This window comes from Microbacterium sp. bgisy189, from assembly GCF_057707225.1.
Genome location: NZ_JBYIPT010000001.1, coordinates 628,773 through 645,288 on the forward strand (window position 1 = coordinate 628,773; position 16,516 = coordinate 645,288).

Consider the following 16,516-nt stretch of genomic DNA (forward strand, 5'->3'; position numbering starts at 1 on the left):
TCGGGGAAAGTGTTTGTCGTACGTTCGACGAGAGGACACTCCTTCGTGCCGCGACCATGCTAGCGACGGCACCTGGGAACCCGCAGACAGTGAGCGTGCCGTTGCTGATTCGTGATCATCGTATCGATTGTGGGCACGGGCGCCGCGGTTCGCGGGGGATCCCCGGGAACGTGTTGAGAGCGCCTTGCTAGCGTGGAGGGGTGACCGCCTCCCTGCCGCTTCCCCAGGACGACCCGGACGTCGCCCCCATCGCGGCACCCGCCGACCGGCCGCCGCTGCCGTCGATGTCCGCGGCGGAGGCAGCAGGGCGCCCGGCGGCGCAGACTGCACCCCCCGCGCCGAAGCTCGTCGATGTCGTCGATGTGCTCGACCCGATCGTCGAGCGCGTCACCGAGCCGGAGCCCGCAGCACCGCTTCTTCTGGCTGAGCCGGAGCGTGAGGGGACAACCGACACGCCGGCGTTGCGCCTGACCGGTGTGACCAAGTGGTACGGCGGGACGAAGGCGGTCGACGCGATCGACCTGGTCGTGCCCGCGGGAAGCTTCTACGGCATCGTCGGTCCGAATGGCGCAGGCAAGACCACGACCTTGTCAATGGTGGCCGGGCTTCTTCGCCCCGATGCGGGCCGCGTCGAAATCGGCGGCGTCGACCTCGTCGCCCGCCCTCGCGAAGCGAAGCAGCGGATGGGTGTGCTGCCCGACCGGCTCCGCACCTTCGATCGACTCACCGGGCGCCAGCTTCTCCACTACTACGGTGTGCTGCGCGGGGTGAACGCCGGCGTCGTCGACACCCGGACCCGTGACCTCGCCCGCGCGTTCGACCTGGTCGATGCGCTCCAGCGGCCCGTCTCGGACTATTCGGCCGGCATGACGAAGAAGATCATGCTGGCGGGCGCCCTCATCCACTCGCCGCGGCTGCTCGTTCTGGATGAGCCGTTCGAGGCCGTCGACCCCGTCTCGAGCGCGGTCATCCTCGACATCCTGAAGACCTATGTGGACCACGGCGGGACTGTCGTGCTCTCGAGCCACGGCATGGACCTCGTCGAACGGGTCTGCACCGGGGTCGCTGTCATCGTCGCCGGCCAGGTGCTGGCCGAAGGTGCGGTCGAGGACGTGCGCGGCGAGTTGACGCTCGAACAGCGATTCGTCGAGCTCGCCGGCGGCCTCAGCGACGTGGAGGGCCTGGAGTGGCTGCACACGTTCTCCGACTGAGGCTCGCGCTGTTCGCAGGCGCCTTCCGCGGGGGTCCGAGGACGGCACTGCGCGCCGCGCTCCTGTTCATCGGGGCGATCGCGCTCACGATCGTCGTGTGCACCGTTGTGCTCTCCCTCCGGGACGCGTCGGCGGCGGTGGCGCAGACCGCAGTCGTGCTGACCGGGTCGGTGGTCGTGCTCGCGTGCGTGGCCGCCCCACTCGTGGGTGTGCTCGAGGACCAACTGGATCCTCGGCGCTTCGCCGTGTTCGGCGCGCAGCCGCGACCGCTCGCGGCCGTGCTGGCGGGTGCCGCGCTGCTCAGCGTGCCCTCGCTGTGTCTCATCGCGGTCGGCGTCAGCGTGGTCGCACTGTGGACCGCGCACGGGGTTGCATGGCCCCTCGCTGCCGCGTCGGCGGCGCTCGGTGTGCTGACGTGCGTGCTTGCTGTGAAGGTGTCGATGGCGCTCAGTGCGCTCGTGCTGCAGGAGCGGCGGTCGCGGGAGCTGACCGGCCTCATGCTCGTCGCCCTGTTGGCAGTCGTCGTTCCCATCGGCATCTTCTTCGCCTCGCTCGAATGGCGCGGCAGGGTGCCGGCTCCGCTGCTCGCGGTCGTCGACGTGCTCGCGATCACGCCGCTCGGGGCGGCGTGGGCGCCGCCCGGCACGACGGGCGGTGGCTGGTCGATCGTCATCGCCGCGCTCGTCGTCGGCCTGCTCGTCGCGCTCTGGTTCCTGCTCGTCGAACGACTGCTCACCACGACGACGCGGCCCGTGAGCGGCAAGGAGCGTCGCGGACTGGGGTGGTTCGGCGTCGCGCCGGGAACCCCGACCGGGGCCATCGCGGCGCGGAGCCTCACCTACTGGTTCAGCGATGCACGCTACCTCGTCAACGTCGCGGTGATACCCGTCGCGGCGGTGGTCGCGGTCCTTCCACTGCTGATCGTCGGCGTGCCGATGCAGATCGTCGCGCTCATTCCGGCACCGCTCATGGCGCTCTTCCTCGGCTGGCTCGCGCACAACGATCTCGCCTACGACTCCACTGCGCTCTGGATGCACATCGCCGCCGGCGTGCGGGGCGTCTCGGATCGACTCGGTCGGCTCGTCCCGGTCACCCTCATCTCGATCCCGCTGCTCGCTGCTGCGGTGTCGATCTCGATCATGCTCCACGGCAGTTGGTCGCTGCTGCCCGCGATGTCGGGCGTGTGCATCAGCCTCTTCCTCTGCGGGTTGGGTGCGTCGTCGGTCGCGAGCGCGCTGGCTCCGTATCCTGCTTCTCGGCCCGGTGACAGTCCCTTCCAACAGCCCCAGCGCACCGGTGGCGCGCTCGCGCAGGGTGCCGTTCTCGTCGTCGCGATCGCGTTGACCCTGCCCGTGCTGTGGCTCGCCTGGCTCGCGCTCGACCGTACCGACGACGCCGCATGGGACGCGTTGCGCGCGGGCCTCGTGATCGGCTGCTCGACCCTCGTGCTCGGTGTGGTGCTCGGCGGCTGGGCGTTCCGCCGACGCAGTGGACGACTGATGGAGTTCGCGGCCTCGACGTGACCGGCGTCAGTACCCCGCGCGTCGCGCACCGACCGCCGAGCCCCTGCCGCGGATACAATCGGGGCCATGAGCACTCCTCTCGACAGCCCCGACCAGGGGGGTCTGGCGACCCTCGACCGCGAGCTCGAAGAGCTGATCCGCGAGGAGAACATCGAACCGGGCGACCACGAGCGGTTCTCGCACTATGTGAAGAAGGACAAGATCCTCGAATCCGCTCTCACCGGCAAGCCGGTGCGTGCCCTGTGCGGCAAGAAGTGGACGCCTGGGCGCGATCCCGAGAAGTTCCCTGTGTGCCCCACCTGCAAAGAGATCTACGAATCGATGACCGGCTGAGATCAGCCTTCGACGTCTTCGTAGACCGTCGGGATCGCCGGGTCCGACCTGCTGAGCGCGAGCGCGCGGACGGGCAACTCCTCCCGCACCCGGGCGTGATGCGCGCGTGCATCCGCGACCCCACCGGTTCCCTCGAATGCGGCGTCGATCTCGCCGTGCTCGACGTACGTCACCTGCAGCGCGCGCGCCTCCGCCCGGCCGGCGACAGCTGGTACGGCCTCGAATCCATCGGCGACCAAGATCAGCTCGTGCGTCGCGGTGCCGGCATCCAGTGTGCGGAACGCCGCCTTGCGGCCTCCCTTCGAGGACTTGTCGGTCGATGCCTTCGCAACCGACACCCACGAGCCGTCCTGCGCCTGGCGTGCGACGAGCTTGTAGACCATCCCGGCGGTCGGCGCGCCCGACCCCGTGACCACCGAAGTGCCGACGCCGTACGCGTCGACGGGTGAGGCCGCCAACGCGGCGATCGCGAACTCGTCGAGGTCGCTCGTCACGGTGATCTTGGTACCGGTCGCCCCGAGCGCGTCGAGCTGTTCGCGGACGGCGGCCGCAACCGTGGGAAGGTCGCCGGAGTCGATGCGGACGCCGCCCAGGCCGGTGCCGGCGACGCGGATCGCGGTCTCGACGCCCTGCCGGATGTCGTAGGTGTCGATGAGGAGCGTCGTGTCGAGGCCGAGTGCATCGATCTGACTGCGGAACGCGTCCTCCTCGGTCTCGTGCAGCAGTGTCCACGAATGCGCCGCAGTGCCCATCGTGGGGATGCCCCACGTGCGACCCGCCTCCAGGTTGCTCGTTGCGCCGAACCCCGCGATGTACGCGGCGCGGGCGGCCGCGATCGCAGACTGCTCGGCCGCGCGGCGCGAGCCCATCTCGGCGAGGGGACGGTCGCCGGCGGCCACGCTCATGCGCGCCGCCGCGTTGGCGACGGCCGAGTCGTGGTTGAGGATGCTGAGCGCCAGTGTCTCGAGGATGACCGCCTCGGCGAACGTTCCCTCGACGGTGAGAATGGGGGAGCCGGGGAAGTACAGCTCGCCCTCGCGATAGCCGGTGATCGTGCCGGTGAAGCGGAAGTCGGCGAGGTAGGCGAGGGTCTCATCGCTGACAACCCGCTCGTCTCGCAGGAACTTCAGCTCGTCATCGCCGAATCGGAACTCCCGCAGGTGCGACAGCAGGCGCCCGGTGCCGGCGACGACACCGAAACGTCGTGCCCCCGGCAGGCGCCTGCCGAACAGTTCGAAGACGCTCGGGCGGTGCGCGGTCCCGTCGCGTAGTGCGGCATCCACCATCGTCAACTCGTATCGGTCGGTCAACAGCGCCGTGCTCGCACTCATGCGCTCAGCCTAGAGGTGGGCGCGGCACCGCGTGCAGCGACGGACTGTGGGCGTCGGCGGGTAGGCTGGACGACCGTGACGGATGCGCCGATCGGGATCTTCGACTCCGGGGTCGGTGGACTCACCGTCGCACGCGCCGTCTCACAGCTGCTGCCGCGCGAATCCATCCGCTACATCGGCGACACGGCCCACTCGCCGTACGGCCCCAAGCCCATCGCTGACGTTCGCCGCTACGGACTCGAAGTGCTCGACACGCTCGTGGACGAGGGCGTCAAGATGCTCGTGATCGCCTGCAACACGGCATCCGCGGCGCTGCTGCGCGACGCGCGCGAACGCTATGACGTGCCCGTCGTCGAAGTGATCGGGCCCGCCGTCCGCACCGCCATCACGACGACCCGCAACCGCCGCATCGGCGTGATCGGCACGCTCGGCACGATCGGCTCGGGCGTCTACCAGGACATGCTCGGCGTCAACGCCGACCTCACCGTGTTCGGGCAGGCGTGCCCGCGGTTCGTCGAGTTCGTCGAGGCGGGCGTTACCGGCAGTCCTGAAGTGCTCGCCGTCGCCGAGGAGTACCTCGCGCCCCTGCGGCACGCGGGCGTCGACACCGTCGTGCTCGGCTGCACGCACTACCCGTTCCTCGAGGGCGCCATCAGCTACGTGCTCGGCCCCGACGTCTCGCTCGTGAGCAGCGACACCGAGACAGCCAAGGACGTCTATCGGCAACTCGTCTCGCGCGACCTGCTCGCAGGTCCCGACGCGACCGCGTCGCACGTCTACGAAGCCACCGGCGACTCGGCAGACGACTTTCTCGATCTCGCACACCGGCTCATGGGCCGCGAAGTGCAGTCCGTGCGCCTCGTGCAGACCGGCGCGATCGACCTCCCCCGCATCCCCTGAACCCTCCCGCGTGCCTGCACGCGGACCCGACCAGCCCTGGAGGCACCCGATGCCCGACACCATCCGCAAGGACGGTCGCACCGTCGACCAGCTGCGCCCCGTCACGATCGAACGCGGCTGGAGCACCCACGCCGAAGGCTCGGCGCTGATCAGCTTCGGCGGCACCAAGGTGCTGTGCACCGCGTCGTTCACCGCAGGGGTGCCGCGCTGGCTCACCGGCAAGGGCAAGGGGTGGGTGACCGCCGAGTATGCGATGCTGCCGCGCGCCACCAACACCCGCGGTGACCGCGAGTCGGTGAAGGGCCGCATCGGCGGCCGCACGCACGAGATCTCGCGCCTCATCGGGCGGGCCCTCCGCGCGGTCGTCGACACGAAGGCGCTCGGCGAGAACACGATCGTCATCGACTGCGACGTGCTGCAGGCCGACGGCGGCACCCGCACCGCCGCGATCACGGGCGCTTACGTCGCGCTGGCGGATGCCATCGAGTGGGGACGCGGCAAGGGCCACATCGGCAAGAACTCGACGCCGCTGATCGACTCCGTCGCCGCGGTGTCGGTGGGCATCATCGACGGCGAGCCGATGCTCGACCTCGCCTATGTCGAGGATGTTCGCGCCGAGACCGACATGAACGTCGTCGTGACCGGCCGCGGCCTGTTCGTCGAGGTGCAGGGCACCGCCGAAGGTGCGCCGTTCGACAAGCGCGAGCTCGATGCGCTGCTCGACCTGGGTGTCGCCGGCTGTGCCGACCTGCGCGACCAGCAGACTGCGGCGCTCGCATCCTGATCGTGCGCAACTCCTGAGAAACCGACGCCATGACCGCGCAGATCGTCCTCGCGACCCACAACCCGCACAAAGTTCAGGAGTTCGGCGCGATCGTCGCGGCGACCCGGCCCGACCTCGAGGTTGTCGGGTACGACGGGCCAGAGCCGGTCGAGGACGGCGTGACGTTCGCGGCCAACGCGCTCATCAAAGCACGCGCCGCAGCGGCCCATACCGGGCTGCCGGCGCTCGCCGATGACTCCGGCATCGCGGTCGACGCGCTTGGGGGCGCGCCCGGCGCGTTCTCGGCGTATTGGGCGGGGCATGCGAAGGATGCCGTGGCAAACCGCGACCTGCTCCTCGACCAGCTCTCCGATATCGCCGACCCGCATCGCGCCGCGCAGTTCGTTTCGGTGATCGCGCTCGTCACTCCCGGCGGCGCCGAGCACGTCGTCGAGGGGCGCTGGCCCGGGCGGCTGGCCACGGCGGCATCGGGTGCCGGCGGGTTCGGGTACGACCCGGTGTTCATCCCGGACGGGCAGAACGCTCCCGAGCGGACCGTCGGCGAATGGACCGCCGACGAGAAGAACGCCGTCTCGCACCGTGCCCGCGCCTTCCGCGCGCTCGTGCCCTTGCTGGCCAACCTGTGAGGCGCGCGCGCCGGAAGTGAGAATCACACTCATTCCCGACTGCGCGAAACGGCCTGGAATGCAGGTGTGCCGACCGTAGCGTGGTGACATGCACGATCACGCCCCCGGCATCCGTGGCGCAAGCAACCAGCGCCTGCTGGCCGTCTCACTCACCCTGACGGCGACCGTCATGGTCGTGCAGATCATCGGCGCGATCCTCACTGGTTCGCTCGCGCTGCTCGCGGACGCCGCGCACATGTTCACCGACAGCTCGGCGCTCGTGATCGCGCTCATCGCGAGCATCATCGCCGCCCGTCCCGCGAACGACCGCAACACCTACGGGTATCAGCGCGCCGAGGTGTTCGGTGCGCTCGCGAACGCCGTCATCCTGCTCGTGCTGTGCGCGTGGATCGCGGTCGAGGCGATCGGGCGGCTGCTGAACCCGAGCGAGATCGAGGTCGAAGGCGGGCTCATGCTCGTCGTGGCACTCATCGGTCTCGTCGCCAACGGCGTCGCGCTCTACCTGCTGTCGGCGGCGCAGAAGCACAGCATCAACGTGCGGGGCGCGTATCTCGAAGTGCTCGGCGATCTCGTCGGTTCGGCGATGGTCATCGTCGCGGCGATCGTTATCGCGCTCACCGGATGGATGCCGGCCGACGCGCTGGCCTCGCTCGCGATCGCCGTGCTGATCGTGCCGCGTGCGATCTCGCTGTTGCGCGAAGTGTTCTCGGTGCTGGGGGAGCGGGCGCCGAAGGGCACCGACGTGCAGGAGATCCGCGACCACATCCTCGGGGCCGACGGCGTCGTCGACGTGCACGATGTGCACGTGTGGCAGCTCACGCGCGGCCAGCCGGTGTTCACGGCGCATGTCGTCGTCGACGATCTGGCGCTCGCATCCGGGCGCTCCGGCGCGCTGCTCGCGCAGTTGCAGTCCTGCCTGGCGGAGCACTTCGACGTCGAGCATTCGACGTTCCAGCTCGAGCCCGCCGGGCACCTCGAGCACGACGCGCACTGACGCGGATCAGGACTCGCGGCGCACGTCCTCCGGCGACACGTCGGGTCGTAGGCCCCGCCACACCGCGTGACGGAGGCTGCCGCTGGGTGAGAATTCGGCGAAGGTCACCTCGGCGACCAGTTCGGGGCGCACCCAGAGGGCGTCGGCGGCGTCTTCGCGCGGCACGTCGAGGAACGGTGAGGCCTCGGTGCGCAACGGCTCGAGCGCTGCTTCGAGTCGGGCGAGCGTCGCATCGCTGAATCCCGAACCGACACGGCCGACGTATCGTAGCCCGTCGTCGCCGGGGATGCCGAGCAGCAGCGATCCGATCGATCCGGTGCGGCCGCCGCGTCCCGGTCGGATAGCGCCGATCACGACTTCCTGTGTGCGGGTGAGCTTCACCTTCAGCCACTGCTCGCTGCGCTGACCGCGCCGATAGGCCGAGCGGGGATCTTTCACGACCAGTCCCTCCAGGTCCATCGCGCGAGCTGTTTCGAGGGCGGCTGCGACGTCGGTCGCGACCGGTGGCACGACGACGACGGGTGCCACATCGACGGTGGCCTGCTCGAGCAGTCGACGGCGCTGCGCGAGCGGGAGTGCCGCGACGTCGTCGTCACCGACCCGCAGCACATCGAAGAGCAGGTAGCTGATCGGCGTGCGGACCGCCTCGCGCTCGACCTCGCGCGGCTTGGTGAGGTGCATGCGGTTCTGCAGGCGTGAGAAGCTCGGTCGCCCCGCGGCATCCATTGCCACGATCTCGCCATCGAGTTCCAGCGGCAGGTCGCCCAGGCCCAGGTCGGCGGCGGTCAGCTCCGGATAGCGGGCCGTGATGTCAGTGCCGCTGCGTGCCCGCAGGCGCAGCCGGCGGCCGTCCCACGAGCCCATCGCCCTGATGCCGTCCCACTTGAACTCGACCCACGGCTCAGCGCCCCATCGGTCGGCGGCTCGGGCCGCCGATGCGGGGGTCGCCGCGGTTGCCAGCATCGGGCCCGTCGCGCCGCGGGATGCAGCCGGTGCTCGGGGCGCCTGCGGGGCACGGGCCGCGGCATCCTTCATGCGGTGCAGCAGCCATGTGGACTTCTCGCCGTCGCCGGAGGTGCGGATCAGGGCGAGGCGCACTGTGCCCGTCGGGCCGTCGGCGCGCCCCGTGAGGGTGAAGATGACCTCGTCGTCACGCCACTTCTCGGCCTCGTACGTGCCGGTGTCCCACACCGTCATCGTGCCGGCACCGTATTCGCCGGCGGGGATCGTGCCGTGGAAGGTGAGGTACTCCAGCGGGTGCGGCTCGGTCATGACCGCGAGGTGGTTGCGGTCGACCGATTCGGGTATCCCTTTCGGGACCGCCCAGCTCACCAGCACCCCGTCCCGTTCCAACCGCAGGTCGTAGTGGAGCCGGCTGGCGTGGTGCTCCTGCACCACGAACCGCAGCTGGTCCGTGACCGAGCGGCCTGCGGCCGGCGAGGACGGCACCGGTTCGGGCGTGCGATCGGCGACACGCTTCGAGATGTAGACGGCGAGGGGGTCGCGCGCGACAGGTGCGAGGGATGCCAGCAGGTCGCCGGTGTCGGGGAGCCGCTCGAGCATGTCTGCGAAGGAGAGGTGCCGCAGCGCCGGGTCATCGAGCTCATCCCACGTGCGGGGTGCGGCGACGGTCGGCTCGGCACGCCCGCGCAGCGAATACGGTGCGATCGTCGTCTTCGATCCGTTGTTCTGACTCCAGTCGAGGAACACCTTGCCGCCGCGCGAGGCCTTCGCCATCTTGCTGACGACGAGGTCGGGATGGTCGGCCTCCAGGAGCCTCGCGAGCTCCTTCGCGAATGCCGAGATGTCGTCGCTGGATCGGGTGCCGTCCAGCGGTGCGTACAGGTGGATGCCCTTGCTGCCGCTCGTGACCGGCACCGGGTCCATGCCGAGGTCGCTGAGCACGGCTCGCGCCCAGTGGGCGACCTGTGCGCACTCGGCCAGCCCGACGCCCGGGCCCGGGTCGAGATCGAGCACGAGCCGGTCAGGGCCCAGCCGCCTGCCGTCGCGGTCGAACCGCCACTGGGGCACGTGCAGTTCGAGACTCGCGACCTGTGCGAGGTAGACGAGCCCCGACAGGTCGTCGACCAGCGGGTAGTCCTTCGCGCCGGTGGAGTGATCGATCGGAAAGCGCCGCAGCCACGCGGGCGCGCCGCGTTCGAGATCCTTCGCGAAGAACGGCTCGTGATCGGTGCCCTCCGGCCACCGCTTGCGGGTGACCGGGCGGTCCTTCAGGTGGGGGAGCATGAGCGGGGCGACACGGCTGTAGTAGTCGATCACCTCGCCCTTGGTGGTGCCGGTCGCGGGGTAGAGCACCTTGTCGAGATTGCTGAGGCGCAGGCGACGCCCCTCCACCTCGACGAGCTGTTCTGCGGCCATGGCGGCAAGGCTATCTGGCACAGACGGCTGTGAACGGTGTGTACTGGTGTGATGAGAGCGATCTGGAAGGGTGCGCTGACCTTCGGTCTGGTCAACGTGCCGGTCAAGGTGTATTCGGCCATCGAGGACCACGACGTGCCGCTGCACCAGGTGCACGCCGCCGACGGCGGCCGCATCCGATACCAGCGCATCTGCGAGATCGACGGCGAGGTCGTGCCGTACGCCGACATCGACAAGGCCTACGACGACGGGGAGCGCACCGTCGTGCTGACCAAGGACGACATCGCCTCGCTCCCGGCCGAACGCACCCGCGAGATCGACGTCGTCGAGTTCGTGCCGAGCGAGCAGATCGACCTCCTCACCCTCGACAAGCCGTACTACCTGGAGCCGGACTCCGCCTCGCCGAAGGCGTACGTCCTGCTGCGGCAGACGCTCGAGCGCACCGACCGCACCGCTATCGTGCGCTTCACGCTGCGGCAGAAGACGCGTCTGGCCGCCCTCCGGGTGCGCGGCGACGTGCTCGTGCTGCAGACGCTGCTCTGGGCCGACGAGGTGCGCGAAGCCGCATTCCCGTCGCTCGATGAGCCCGTGAAGATCTCGGAGAAGGAACTGGAGCTCTCGGCATCCCTCGTCGACAGCTTCTCGGCCGACTTCGACCCGCATCGCTTCACCGACGAGTACCAGCAGGAGCTGCGCACCCTCATCGACGCGAAGCTCGACCAGGGCGACGCGCTCGACACGTCGGAGACGTTCGGCGAGCGCGAGGAGGCGGGCTCCGGGGAGGTCATCGACCTCATGGCGGCGCTTCGCGCCAGCGTCGAACGATCTCGCGCCGCGCGGGGCGAGGATGTCGGCGATGGGGCCGAAGACAAGCCGGCGAAGGCGAAGAAGAAGGCCTCGAAGGCATCCTGACCGAGGTCAGTCGGGCTGCTGGTCGAAGTGCTTCTGGTCCAGACGCAGCGCCTCGGCCTCGTCGTGGTCGGTGACGACGTCTTCGCCCGCCGCGGCGGCTTTGCGTGCCTTACGGCGCTCGGCGAAGTAGTGCCACAGCGTCACCAGCGCGGTGCCGCCGACCGCGGCGAGCAGGATGAGGTCGATGTATTCGCGGACGAACCACGCGACCGGCGGAATGAAGCCGATGACGTACCCGAACATGGTGAGGCCGAAGCCCCAGATGACGGCGCCGATGAAGTTGTAGAGCGTGTACTTGCCCTTGTGCATGTGGCCGACGCCGGCAGCAACCGGGGCGAAGGTGCGCACGATCGGCACGAAGCGGGCGAGGATGATCGTGAGGCCGCCATACCGCTCGAAGAACGCGTTGGTGCGCTCGACGTTCTTGCGGCTGAACAAGCCGGATTCTTTGCGCTCGAAGATGGCCGGCCCGCCCTTGTGGCCGATGATGTATCCCACCTCACCGCCGACGAACGCGGCGAGGCCGATGAGCAGCGCGACCCACCATACGCTCAGCCCGAACACGCCTTCGGGCGCGTACGGCTGGCTGTGCGAGAGGAGCCCGGCGATGATCAGCAGCGTGTCGCCCGGCAGCAGGAATCCCACGAGCAGGCCGGTCTCGGCGAAGACGATGAAGCAGACGACCAGCAGGGCCCACGGGCCTGCGGCGCTGATGATCTGCTCCGGGTCCAACCACGGGATGAGCGCGGTGGGCATGTGGATGGCGAGGTCGAGCACTGGGTTCCCGTCGGTCGTTTCGATCGGCGTCGAGGGGCAGGTCGCCCCGATCCGTGCGGAAGGTGGGACTTGAACCCACACGCCCGAAGGCACAGGAACCTAAATCCTGCGTGTCTGCCAATTTCACCACTCCCGCGCGGTGATCAGTCTATCGGCGGGCTGTGACCGCCCACCCTGGGGATCACCCGAATCCGCACCTGTGGATAACCCGAACGCCAAGGGCCGCCGTCTTGTCAGGATGCTGGCATGTCCCTCGCGCACGCCTCGGCGACCGCTGAACCCGCCACGATCGCCGTTGCCGAACGCGTTCGTGACCGGCTTCGTGAGGAGCAGACCGATCCCGCGCGCGATCCTGCGCGAGCCAAGGCGATCGTGCAGGCCGAAGTACGGCGCCACAATGACTTCGCACCGGCCCGCGGCGCGGCGCCGATCGACGATGAGGCGTCGTGCGTACGCGACGTGCTTGCGCTCGTCGCCGGCTTCGGGCCGCTGCAGGTGCTGCTGGAGGATCCTGAGGTCGAGGAGATCTGGATCAACGCCCCCGACAAGGTCTATGTCGCCCGACACGGACGCAGCGAGCGGGCGCCGTTCGTGCTCACCGAGACCGCCGTGCGGGAGCTCGTCGAGCGGATGCTGCACGCGACCGGGCGGCGCGTCGATCTGAGTCAGCCGTTCGTCGACGCATCGCTGCCCGACGGATCGCGGCTTCACGTCGTCATTCCCGATGTGACCCGACGCCACTGGGCCGTCAACATCCGAAAGTTCCTCCGCGCCTACCGCGGACTCGACGCGCTCGTCGGCGCCGGCTCACTCGATCGCGAAGCAGCGGAGGTGTTGACCGCCGCGATGCGCGACGGGCGGAGTGTGCTCGTATCCGGCGCGACCCACGCGGGGAAGACGACGATGCTCGGCGCGCTGATCGGTGCGTGCCCGTCGGATCATCGCATCGTGACCGTCGAGGAGACGTTCGAGCTCGACCTGCGGGCACCCGATGTCGTCTCGCTGCAGGGCCGACAGCCCAGTCTGGAGGGCACCGGCGAGATCAGCCTGCGCAGGCTCGTGAAGGAGGCGCTGCGCATGCGCCCCGACAGGCTCGTCGTCGGCGAAGTGCGTGATGCAGAGGCGCTCGACCTGCTGCTGGCGTTGAACACTGGTGTGCCGGGCGCGGCGACGATCCACGCCAATTCGGCGACCGAGGCGCTCCGCAAGCTCGCAGCACTTCCGCTGCTGGCGGGGCGCAATATCGACCATGGCTTCGTCCTGCCGGCGATCGCATCCAGCGTCGACCTCGTCGTGCATTGCACGAAAGATCGCGATGGGCACCGCCGGGTCGCGGAGATCGTCGCGACGACCGGTCGTGTCGAGGGCGACACGGTTCAGACGCGCCCCGTGTGGTCGGGAGCGCGCCGATGACGGCACTGTGGGGTGTCGTCCTGGCGGCGGGCCTCCTGCTCGTCGCATCGCCGTGGCTCTGGCCGCAGCGCAGTGCCTCGCCGCGCGCCGCTGCGTCGAACCGACTCACCAGCCTTCTGGCGGGCGCCGGTTTCGCGCACACGCCGACAGGGAGGTGGATCGCGATCGGCGCGGCAAGCGCCGTCGTCGCCGGTTCGGTGGGGCTGCTCGTCACGGGACTGCCCGCGGTCGCCGCCGTCGCCGTCGTGGCCGGCGGCGCGGCGCCCTTCGCGTGGCTGCGCGGGCGTGCCCGACGGCTGCGACGCACGAGACGTGCACTCTGGCCAGATGTGTGCGACCTGCTCATCTCGTCGGTCCGCGCGGGGCAATCGCTCCCGGACGCGGTCGCGGCGCTCGCGACCGTCGCGCCCGCGCCGCTCCGCCCTGCGTTCGCGTCGTTCGCAGGCGACATCGCTGCATCGGGGCACTTCGATTCGAGCGTGCTGCGACTGAAGGCGCGGCTCGCCGATCCGGTCGCCGATCGCATCCTGGAGACCCTGCGCATGGCGCGCCAGGTGGGCGGCACCGAGCTGACCGCCGTGCTGCGCGCGCTGTCGACGGCCGTCCGCGCCGAGGCCGCGCTTCGCGCTGAAGTCGAGGCCCGTCAGTCGTGGATCCGAGGTGCAGCCGTGCTCGGGGTCGTCGCGCCATGGGTGATCCTCGTCCTGCTGTCACTGCGGCCCGAAGGAGCGCGCGCCTACGCGACTGCGGAGGGAGTGACGGTCGTACTCGCGGGCGCCGTCGTGTCGGTCGTCGCATTCCGCCTCATGCTGCGGGTTGGACGACTACCCGAGCCCAGGCGGTGGTTCGGATGACCGCCCTCGTCGATGTGGCGCTCGCTGTCGTCCTCGGGGGCGCGCTCGCGACAGGTCTGCTCCTGGCCGCGGTGCGGATCCCTCGTTGGTCGGCGCCCACGCTCGCTGCTCGTATCGCACCGTACGTGCGCGATGTGTCCGACCCGCAGGGGATCACGCCGCTTGCGCCGTCGCTGCGATCGTGGCGCGACCGCAGGGACCGGTGGGTGTCGACATTCGGTGGCGTCGAGTCGGTGCACCGACGCCTCGGGCAGGCCGGGTGGTCGACCGACGCTGTCGCCTTCCGTGGCAGGCAGCTGGGCTGGGCTGTCGCCGGCACTGCGGCCGGGGCGGCCCTCGTGGTCGCGCTTGCGGTGGCCGACCGACTGTCGCCTGGACTTGCGCTGCTGCCCCCGTTGTCGGGCTTCGCCGCGGCGGCACTGTATGACTTCCGACTCACCCTCGCCGCGCGCCGCAGAACGACCCGGATCGAGGAGGAACTCCCGACGGTGCTGGAGTTCTTATCGCTGTGCCTGGCGGCCGGCGAGGGGCTTCGCGATGCCCTCCGACGGGTGGGCGATGTCGGTTCGGGAGAGCTGACAATCGAACTGCGCGCCGTCGTACTCGCCACCGGCACCGGCACCACGTTGACCGACGCACTGGCCGAACTCGCCCGACGGGTCGACCTGCCAGCGCTCTCTCGCGCGGTGGACCACCTCATTGCGGCCGTGGAGCGGGGCGCGCCACTTGCGACCGTGCTGCAGGCGCAGGCATCCGACGCACGAGAAGAGGCGAAACGCGTCCTCATCGAGCAGGCCGGCCGCAAGGAGATCCAAATGCTGCTCCCGCTCGTGTTCCTCATCTTGCCGTTGTCGGTGCTGTTCGCCGTCTTTCCCGGCATCGTCATGCTTCGACTCGGGCTCGGCTGAGCCCGCCACACACAGATCCGAAAGGAGACGGACATGATCCGTGAGACGTACCGCCACCTGCGCACCGCGTGGGGTCTGGTCTGGACCGACACGTGGGAGGATGAGCGCGGGGACGTGCCGGGCTGGGTGCTCATCACCCTGATGACCGCAGGGCTGGTCGTCGTCATCTGGGCGCTCGCGGGACCCGCGTTGGCGGGTCTGTTCGAGCAGGCGATCGATCGCGTCGACGGCTTCTGAACCATGCGCGCGCTGTGGGACGACGATGACGGGTCAAGTCCCGTCGAATTCGTGCTGGTCGGCGCGCTGTTGACGATGCTGACGTTCGCCGTCGTGCAGTTCGGCCTGGCGGTCTATGTGCGCAACCTCGTGCACGACGCCGCTGTCGACGGCGCGTACCACGCGGCGCTCGCCGACACGACACTCGGTGAGGGCGCCGACCGTACTCGCACGGTCGTCGCTGACACCGTCGGAGGGGACATCGTCGACGCGGTCGTGGTGCGAGAGACCGACCTTCTCGGTGGGCCGACAGTCGAAGTGACGGTCGCGGCGAGGCTGCCACTGTTCGGTCTGCTCGGACTCCCACGGTCGATGGAGGTGACGGCGCATGCGCCCGTCGAATCCTTCGGATGACGCAGTGCGCGGTGACGATTCGGGGTCGGCATCGCTCGAGTTCATCCTCGCCGGTGTCGTCATGCTGGTGCCGCTGATCTATCTCGTGGTCACCTTGGGGATGCTGCAGGCCCACGCCCTGGGCGTGGAATCGGCCGCACGGCACGTCGCGCGAAGCATCGCGACCGCAGCCGATGCCGCCGAGGGCGACGCGCGCGCCGACCGGATCGTCACCGCGGTCGCCGAGGAGTACGGCATCGATCCGTCGACGATCGAGATCGATGTGTCGTGCACCACGAGCGGTGCGTGTCCGGCGCCGGGAGAGGTCATCGTCGTGACGGTGTCTGCCTCTGCCGCGCTCCCGCTCGTCCCGCCGCTTCTGGGGATCGATCAGGCAGCACGCGTACCGGTCGAGGCGGTCGCCGTGCAGAAGGTGTCGCGCACATGGACAGGATGAACGGGGCGGACGACGAGGGCAGCATCCTGCCGCTCACGATCGGCTACGCGCTGCTCGCGATCGTGCTGATCCTGGTGTGCGTCGACGCCACGAGTCTCTATCTCGCCCACAAACGGACCGAGGCGATCGCCGACGCCGCCGCGCTCGCCGGATCAGACGGCTTCGAACTGGCGGGCGACGCGGATGCGCCCGTGCTGCGTCTGACCGATGCGGACGTCGAAGCGCAGGCGTCCGAGATCGTCGCCGTCTACGGTTCGGCATCCCTCGTCGATGCGCGGACACCCGACGGCGCCAGCGCGCGGGTGACGGTTTCGAGGCTGTGGCGTCCGCCCATCATGACGTTGTTCGTTCCCGACGGGGTCACGCTGGAGGCAACGGCGACGAGTCGCACTGCATTGCGGTGACCGCGACGTCGGTTCAGCGGCGGGGCACGAACCGTGGCACCCAGCGCAGGAATGCGGCGGCGCCGAGCAGTCCGACGACTCCCATCAACCCGGTCGCGACG

18 protein-coding genes and 1 tRNA gene are annotated in these 16,516 nt (G+C 69.6%); 15 read left to right on the top strand and 4 right to left on the bottom strand.

The annotated features are described in order from the left end of the window. Nucleotides 1-200 precede the first annotated feature (200 nt). The 3 genes from AC3ENX_RS02995 (at nt 201) to AC3ENX_RS03005 (ending at nt 3,067) form a co-directional block, all read left to right on the top strand. Nucleotides 201-1,211, top strand: coding sequence for an ABC transporter ATP-binding protein (locus tag AC3ENX_RS02995; protein ID WP_434810347.1), 1,011 nt, complete (start codon nt 201-203; stop codon nt 1,209-1,211). After that, on the top strand, nt 1,187-2,734 hold the full coding sequence (locus AC3ENX_RS03000) for a hypothetical protein (RefSeq protein ID WP_434810348.1): 1,548 nt from the start codon (nt 1,187-1,189) through the stop codon (nt 2,732-2,734). The genes AC3ENX_RS02995 and AC3ENX_RS03000 overlap by 25 nt, the downstream gene beginning before the upstream one ends. A 66-nt stretch (nt 2,735-2,800) precedes the next feature. Next, complete coding sequence (locus AC3ENX_RS03005) at nt 2,801-3,067, top strand: DUF3039 domain-containing protein (RefSeq protein WP_434810349.1); 267 nt, start codon at nt 2,801-2,803, stop codon at nt 3,065-3,067. A gap of 2 nt (nt 3,068-3,069) precedes the next feature. Here the strand turns inward: AC3ENX_RS03005 and AC3ENX_RS03010 are convergent, their stop codons facing one another. Beyond that, nucleotides 3,070-4,398 carry a nicotinate phosphoribosyltransferase gene (locus AC3ENX_RS03010; RefSeq protein ID WP_434810350.1) on the bottom strand — a complete coding sequence of 443 codons (1,329 nt, stop codon included), beginning with the start codon at nt 4,396-4,398 and terminating at the stop codon, nt 3,070-3,072. 75 nt (nt 4,399-4,473) lie between these two features. Here AC3ENX_RS03010 and murI point away from each other — a divergent pair, with 75 nt between their 5' ends. The 4 genes from murI (at nt 4,474) to AC3ENX_RS03030 (ending at nt 7,702) form a co-directional block, all read left to right on the top strand. Continuing rightward, a complete protein-coding gene (gene murI / locus AC3ENX_RS03015; RefSeq protein WP_434810351.1) occupies nt 4,474-5,298 on the top strand; it encodes a glutamate racemase in 825 nt (274 codons plus the stop codon). Between the two features lie 49 nt (nt 5,299-5,347). Then, the gene (gene rph / locus AC3ENX_RS03020) at nt 5,348-6,082 is read left to right on the top strand and encodes a ribonuclease PH (RefSeq protein ID WP_434810352.1); all 735 of its coding nucleotides are present in this window, start codon (nt 5,348-5,350) and stop codon (nt 6,080-6,082) included. 29 nt (nt 6,083-6,111) lie between these two features. Next, a complete protein-coding gene (gene rdgB, locus AC3ENX_RS03025) occupies nt 6,112-6,708 on the top strand; it encodes an RdgB/HAM1 family non-canonical purine NTP pyrophosphatase (protein ID WP_434810353.1) in 597 nt (198 codons plus the stop codon). 88 nt (nt 6,709-6,796) lie between these two features. After that, on the top strand, nt 6,797-7,702 hold the full coding sequence (locus AC3ENX_RS03030) for a cation diffusion facilitator family transporter (protein WP_434810354.1): 906 nt from the start codon (nt 6,797-6,799) through the stop codon (nt 7,700-7,702). Between the two features lie 6 nt (nt 7,703-7,708). Here the strand turns inward: AC3ENX_RS03030 and AC3ENX_RS03035 are convergent, their stop codons facing one another. Beyond that, a complete protein-coding gene (locus AC3ENX_RS03035; RefSeq protein WP_434810355.1) occupies nt 7,709-10,081 on the bottom strand; it encodes an ATP-dependent DNA ligase in 2,373 nt (790 codons plus the stop codon). A 51-nt stretch (nt 10,082-10,132) separates the two neighbouring features. Here AC3ENX_RS03035 and ku point away from each other — a divergent pair, with 51 nt between their 5' ends. Then, on the top strand, nt 10,133-10,993 hold the full coding sequence (gene ku, locus AC3ENX_RS03040; protein WP_434810356.1) for a non-homologous end joining protein Ku: 861 nt from the start codon (nt 10,133-10,135) through the stop codon (nt 10,991-10,993). Nucleotides 10,994-10,999: 6 nt separating this feature from the next. Here the strand turns inward: ku and AC3ENX_RS03045 are convergent, their stop codons facing one another. Both AC3ENX_RS03045 and AC3ENX_RS03050 read right to left on the bottom strand, forming a co-directional pair. Next, nucleotides 11,000-11,749, bottom strand: a complete 750-nt coding sequence (locus tag AC3ENX_RS03045) for a DedA family protein (protein WP_434810392.1) — start codon at nt 11,747-11,749, stop codon at nt 11,000-11,002. A 75-nt stretch (nt 11,750-11,824) separates the two neighbouring features. Then, nucleotides 11,825-11,906 (bottom strand) — tRNA-Leu (locus AC3ENX_RS03050). 110 nt (nt 11,907-12,016) lie between these two features. Here AC3ENX_RS03050 and AC3ENX_RS03055 point away from each other — a divergent pair. The 7 genes from AC3ENX_RS03055 to AC3ENX_RS03085 are packed head-to-tail and all read left to right on the top strand — an operon-like array spanning nt 12,017 to nt 16,415. Continuing rightward, nucleotides 12,017-13,183: a TadA family conjugal transfer-associated ATPase gene (locus tag AC3ENX_RS03055; protein WP_434810357.1), complete on the top strand. Its 1,167-nt coding sequence runs from the start codon at nt 12,017-12,019 to the stop codon at nt 13,181-13,183. Further along, nucleotides 13,180-14,037: a type II secretion system F family protein gene (locus AC3ENX_RS03060; protein WP_434810358.1), complete on the top strand. Its 858-nt coding sequence runs from the start codon at nt 13,180-13,182 to the stop codon at nt 14,035-14,037. Before AC3ENX_RS03055 ends, AC3ENX_RS03060 begins: the two co-directional genes overlap by 4 nt. Continuing rightward, the gene (locus AC3ENX_RS03065; RefSeq protein ID WP_434810359.1) at nt 14,034-14,945 is read left to right on the top strand and encodes a type II secretion system F family protein; all 912 of its coding nucleotides are present in this window, start codon (nt 14,034-14,036) and stop codon (nt 14,943-14,945) included. The genes AC3ENX_RS03060 and AC3ENX_RS03065 overlap by 4 nt, the downstream gene beginning before the upstream one ends. A gap of 33 nt (nt 14,946-14,978) precedes the next feature. Next, nucleotides 14,979-15,182: a hypothetical protein gene (locus AC3ENX_RS03070; RefSeq protein ID WP_434810360.1), complete on the top strand. Its 204-nt coding sequence runs from the start codon at nt 14,979-14,981 to the stop codon at nt 15,180-15,182. A 3-nt stretch (nt 15,183-15,185) separates the two neighbouring features. Continuing rightward, the gene (locus AC3ENX_RS03075; protein ID WP_434810361.1) at nt 15,186-15,575 is read left to right on the top strand and encodes a TadE family protein; all 390 of its coding nucleotides are present in this window, start codon (nt 15,186-15,188) and stop codon (nt 15,573-15,575) included. A 4-nt stretch (nt 15,576-15,579) separates the two neighbouring features. Continuing rightward, nucleotides 15,580-16,011, top strand: coding sequence for a TadE/TadG family type IV pilus assembly protein (locus AC3ENX_RS03080; RefSeq protein WP_434810362.1), 432 nt, complete (start codon nt 15,580-15,582; stop codon nt 16,009-16,011). Further along, nucleotides 15,999-16,415 (top strand): pilus assembly protein TadG-related protein, encoded by a 417-nt coding sequence (locus AC3ENX_RS03085; protein WP_434810363.1) that lies wholly within the window; start codon nt 15,999-16,001, stop codon nt 16,413-16,415. Before AC3ENX_RS03080 ends, AC3ENX_RS03085 begins: the two co-directional genes overlap by 13 nt. Nucleotides 16,416-16,516 lie beyond the last annotated feature (101 nt).

Bases quoted from the DNA above. Each gene is read 5' to 3' on its own strand.
- AC3ENX_RS03030 (WP_434810354.1), top strand. From the start codon at position 6,797: ATGCACGATCACGCCCCCGGCATCCGTGGCGCAAGCAACCAGCGCCTG.
- rph (WP_434810352.1), top strand. From the start codon at position 5,348: ATGCCCGACACCATCCGCAAGGACGGTCGCACCGTCGACCAGCTGCGC.
- AC3ENX_RS03005 (WP_434810349.1), top strand. From the start codon at position 2,801: ATGAGCACTCCTCTCGACAGCCCCGACCAGGGGGGTCTGGCGACCCTC.
- AC3ENX_RS03065 (WP_434810359.1), top strand. From the start codon at position 14,034: ATGACCGCCCTCGTCGATGTGGCGCTCGCTGTCGTCCTCGGGGGCGCG.
- AC3ENX_RS03010 (WP_434810350.1), bottom strand. From the start codon at position 4,398: ATGAGTGCGAGCACGGCGCTGTTGACCGACCGATACGAGTTGACGATG.
- AC3ENX_RS03070 (WP_434810360.1), top strand. From the start codon at position 14,979: ATGATCCGTGAGACGTACCGCCACCTGCGCACCGCGTGGGGTCTGGTC.
- AC3ENX_RS03075 (WP_434810361.1), top strand. From the start codon at position 15,186: ATGCGCGCGCTGTGGGACGACGATGACGGGTCAAGTCCCGTCGAATTC.
- AC3ENX_RS03060 (WP_434810358.1), top strand. From the start codon at position 13,180: ATGACGGCACTGTGGGGTGTCGTCCTGGCGGCGGGCCTCCTGCTCGTC.
- ku (WP_434810356.1), top strand. From the start codon at position 10,133: ATGAGAGCGATCTGGAAGGGTGCGCTGACCTTCGGTCTGGTCAACGTG.
- AC3ENX_RS03035 (WP_434810355.1), bottom strand. From the start codon at position 10,081: ATGGCCGCAGAACAGCTCGTCGAGGTGGAGGGGCGTCGCCTGCGCCTC.
- AC3ENX_RS03055 (WP_434810357.1), top strand. From the start codon at position 12,017: ATGTCCCTCGCGCACGCCTCGGCGACCGCTGAACCCGCCACGATCGCC.
- AC3ENX_RS03085 (WP_434810363.1), top strand. From the start codon at position 15,999: ATGGACAGGATGAACGGGGCGGACGACGAGGGCAGCATCCTGCCGCTC.
- rdgB (WP_434810353.1), top strand. From the start codon at position 6,112: ATGACCGCGCAGATCGTCCTCGCGACCCACAACCCGCACAAAGTTCAG.
- AC3ENX_RS03045 (WP_434810392.1), bottom strand. From the start codon at position 11,749: ATGCCCACCGCGCTCATCCCGTGGTTGGACCCGGAGCAGATCATCAGC.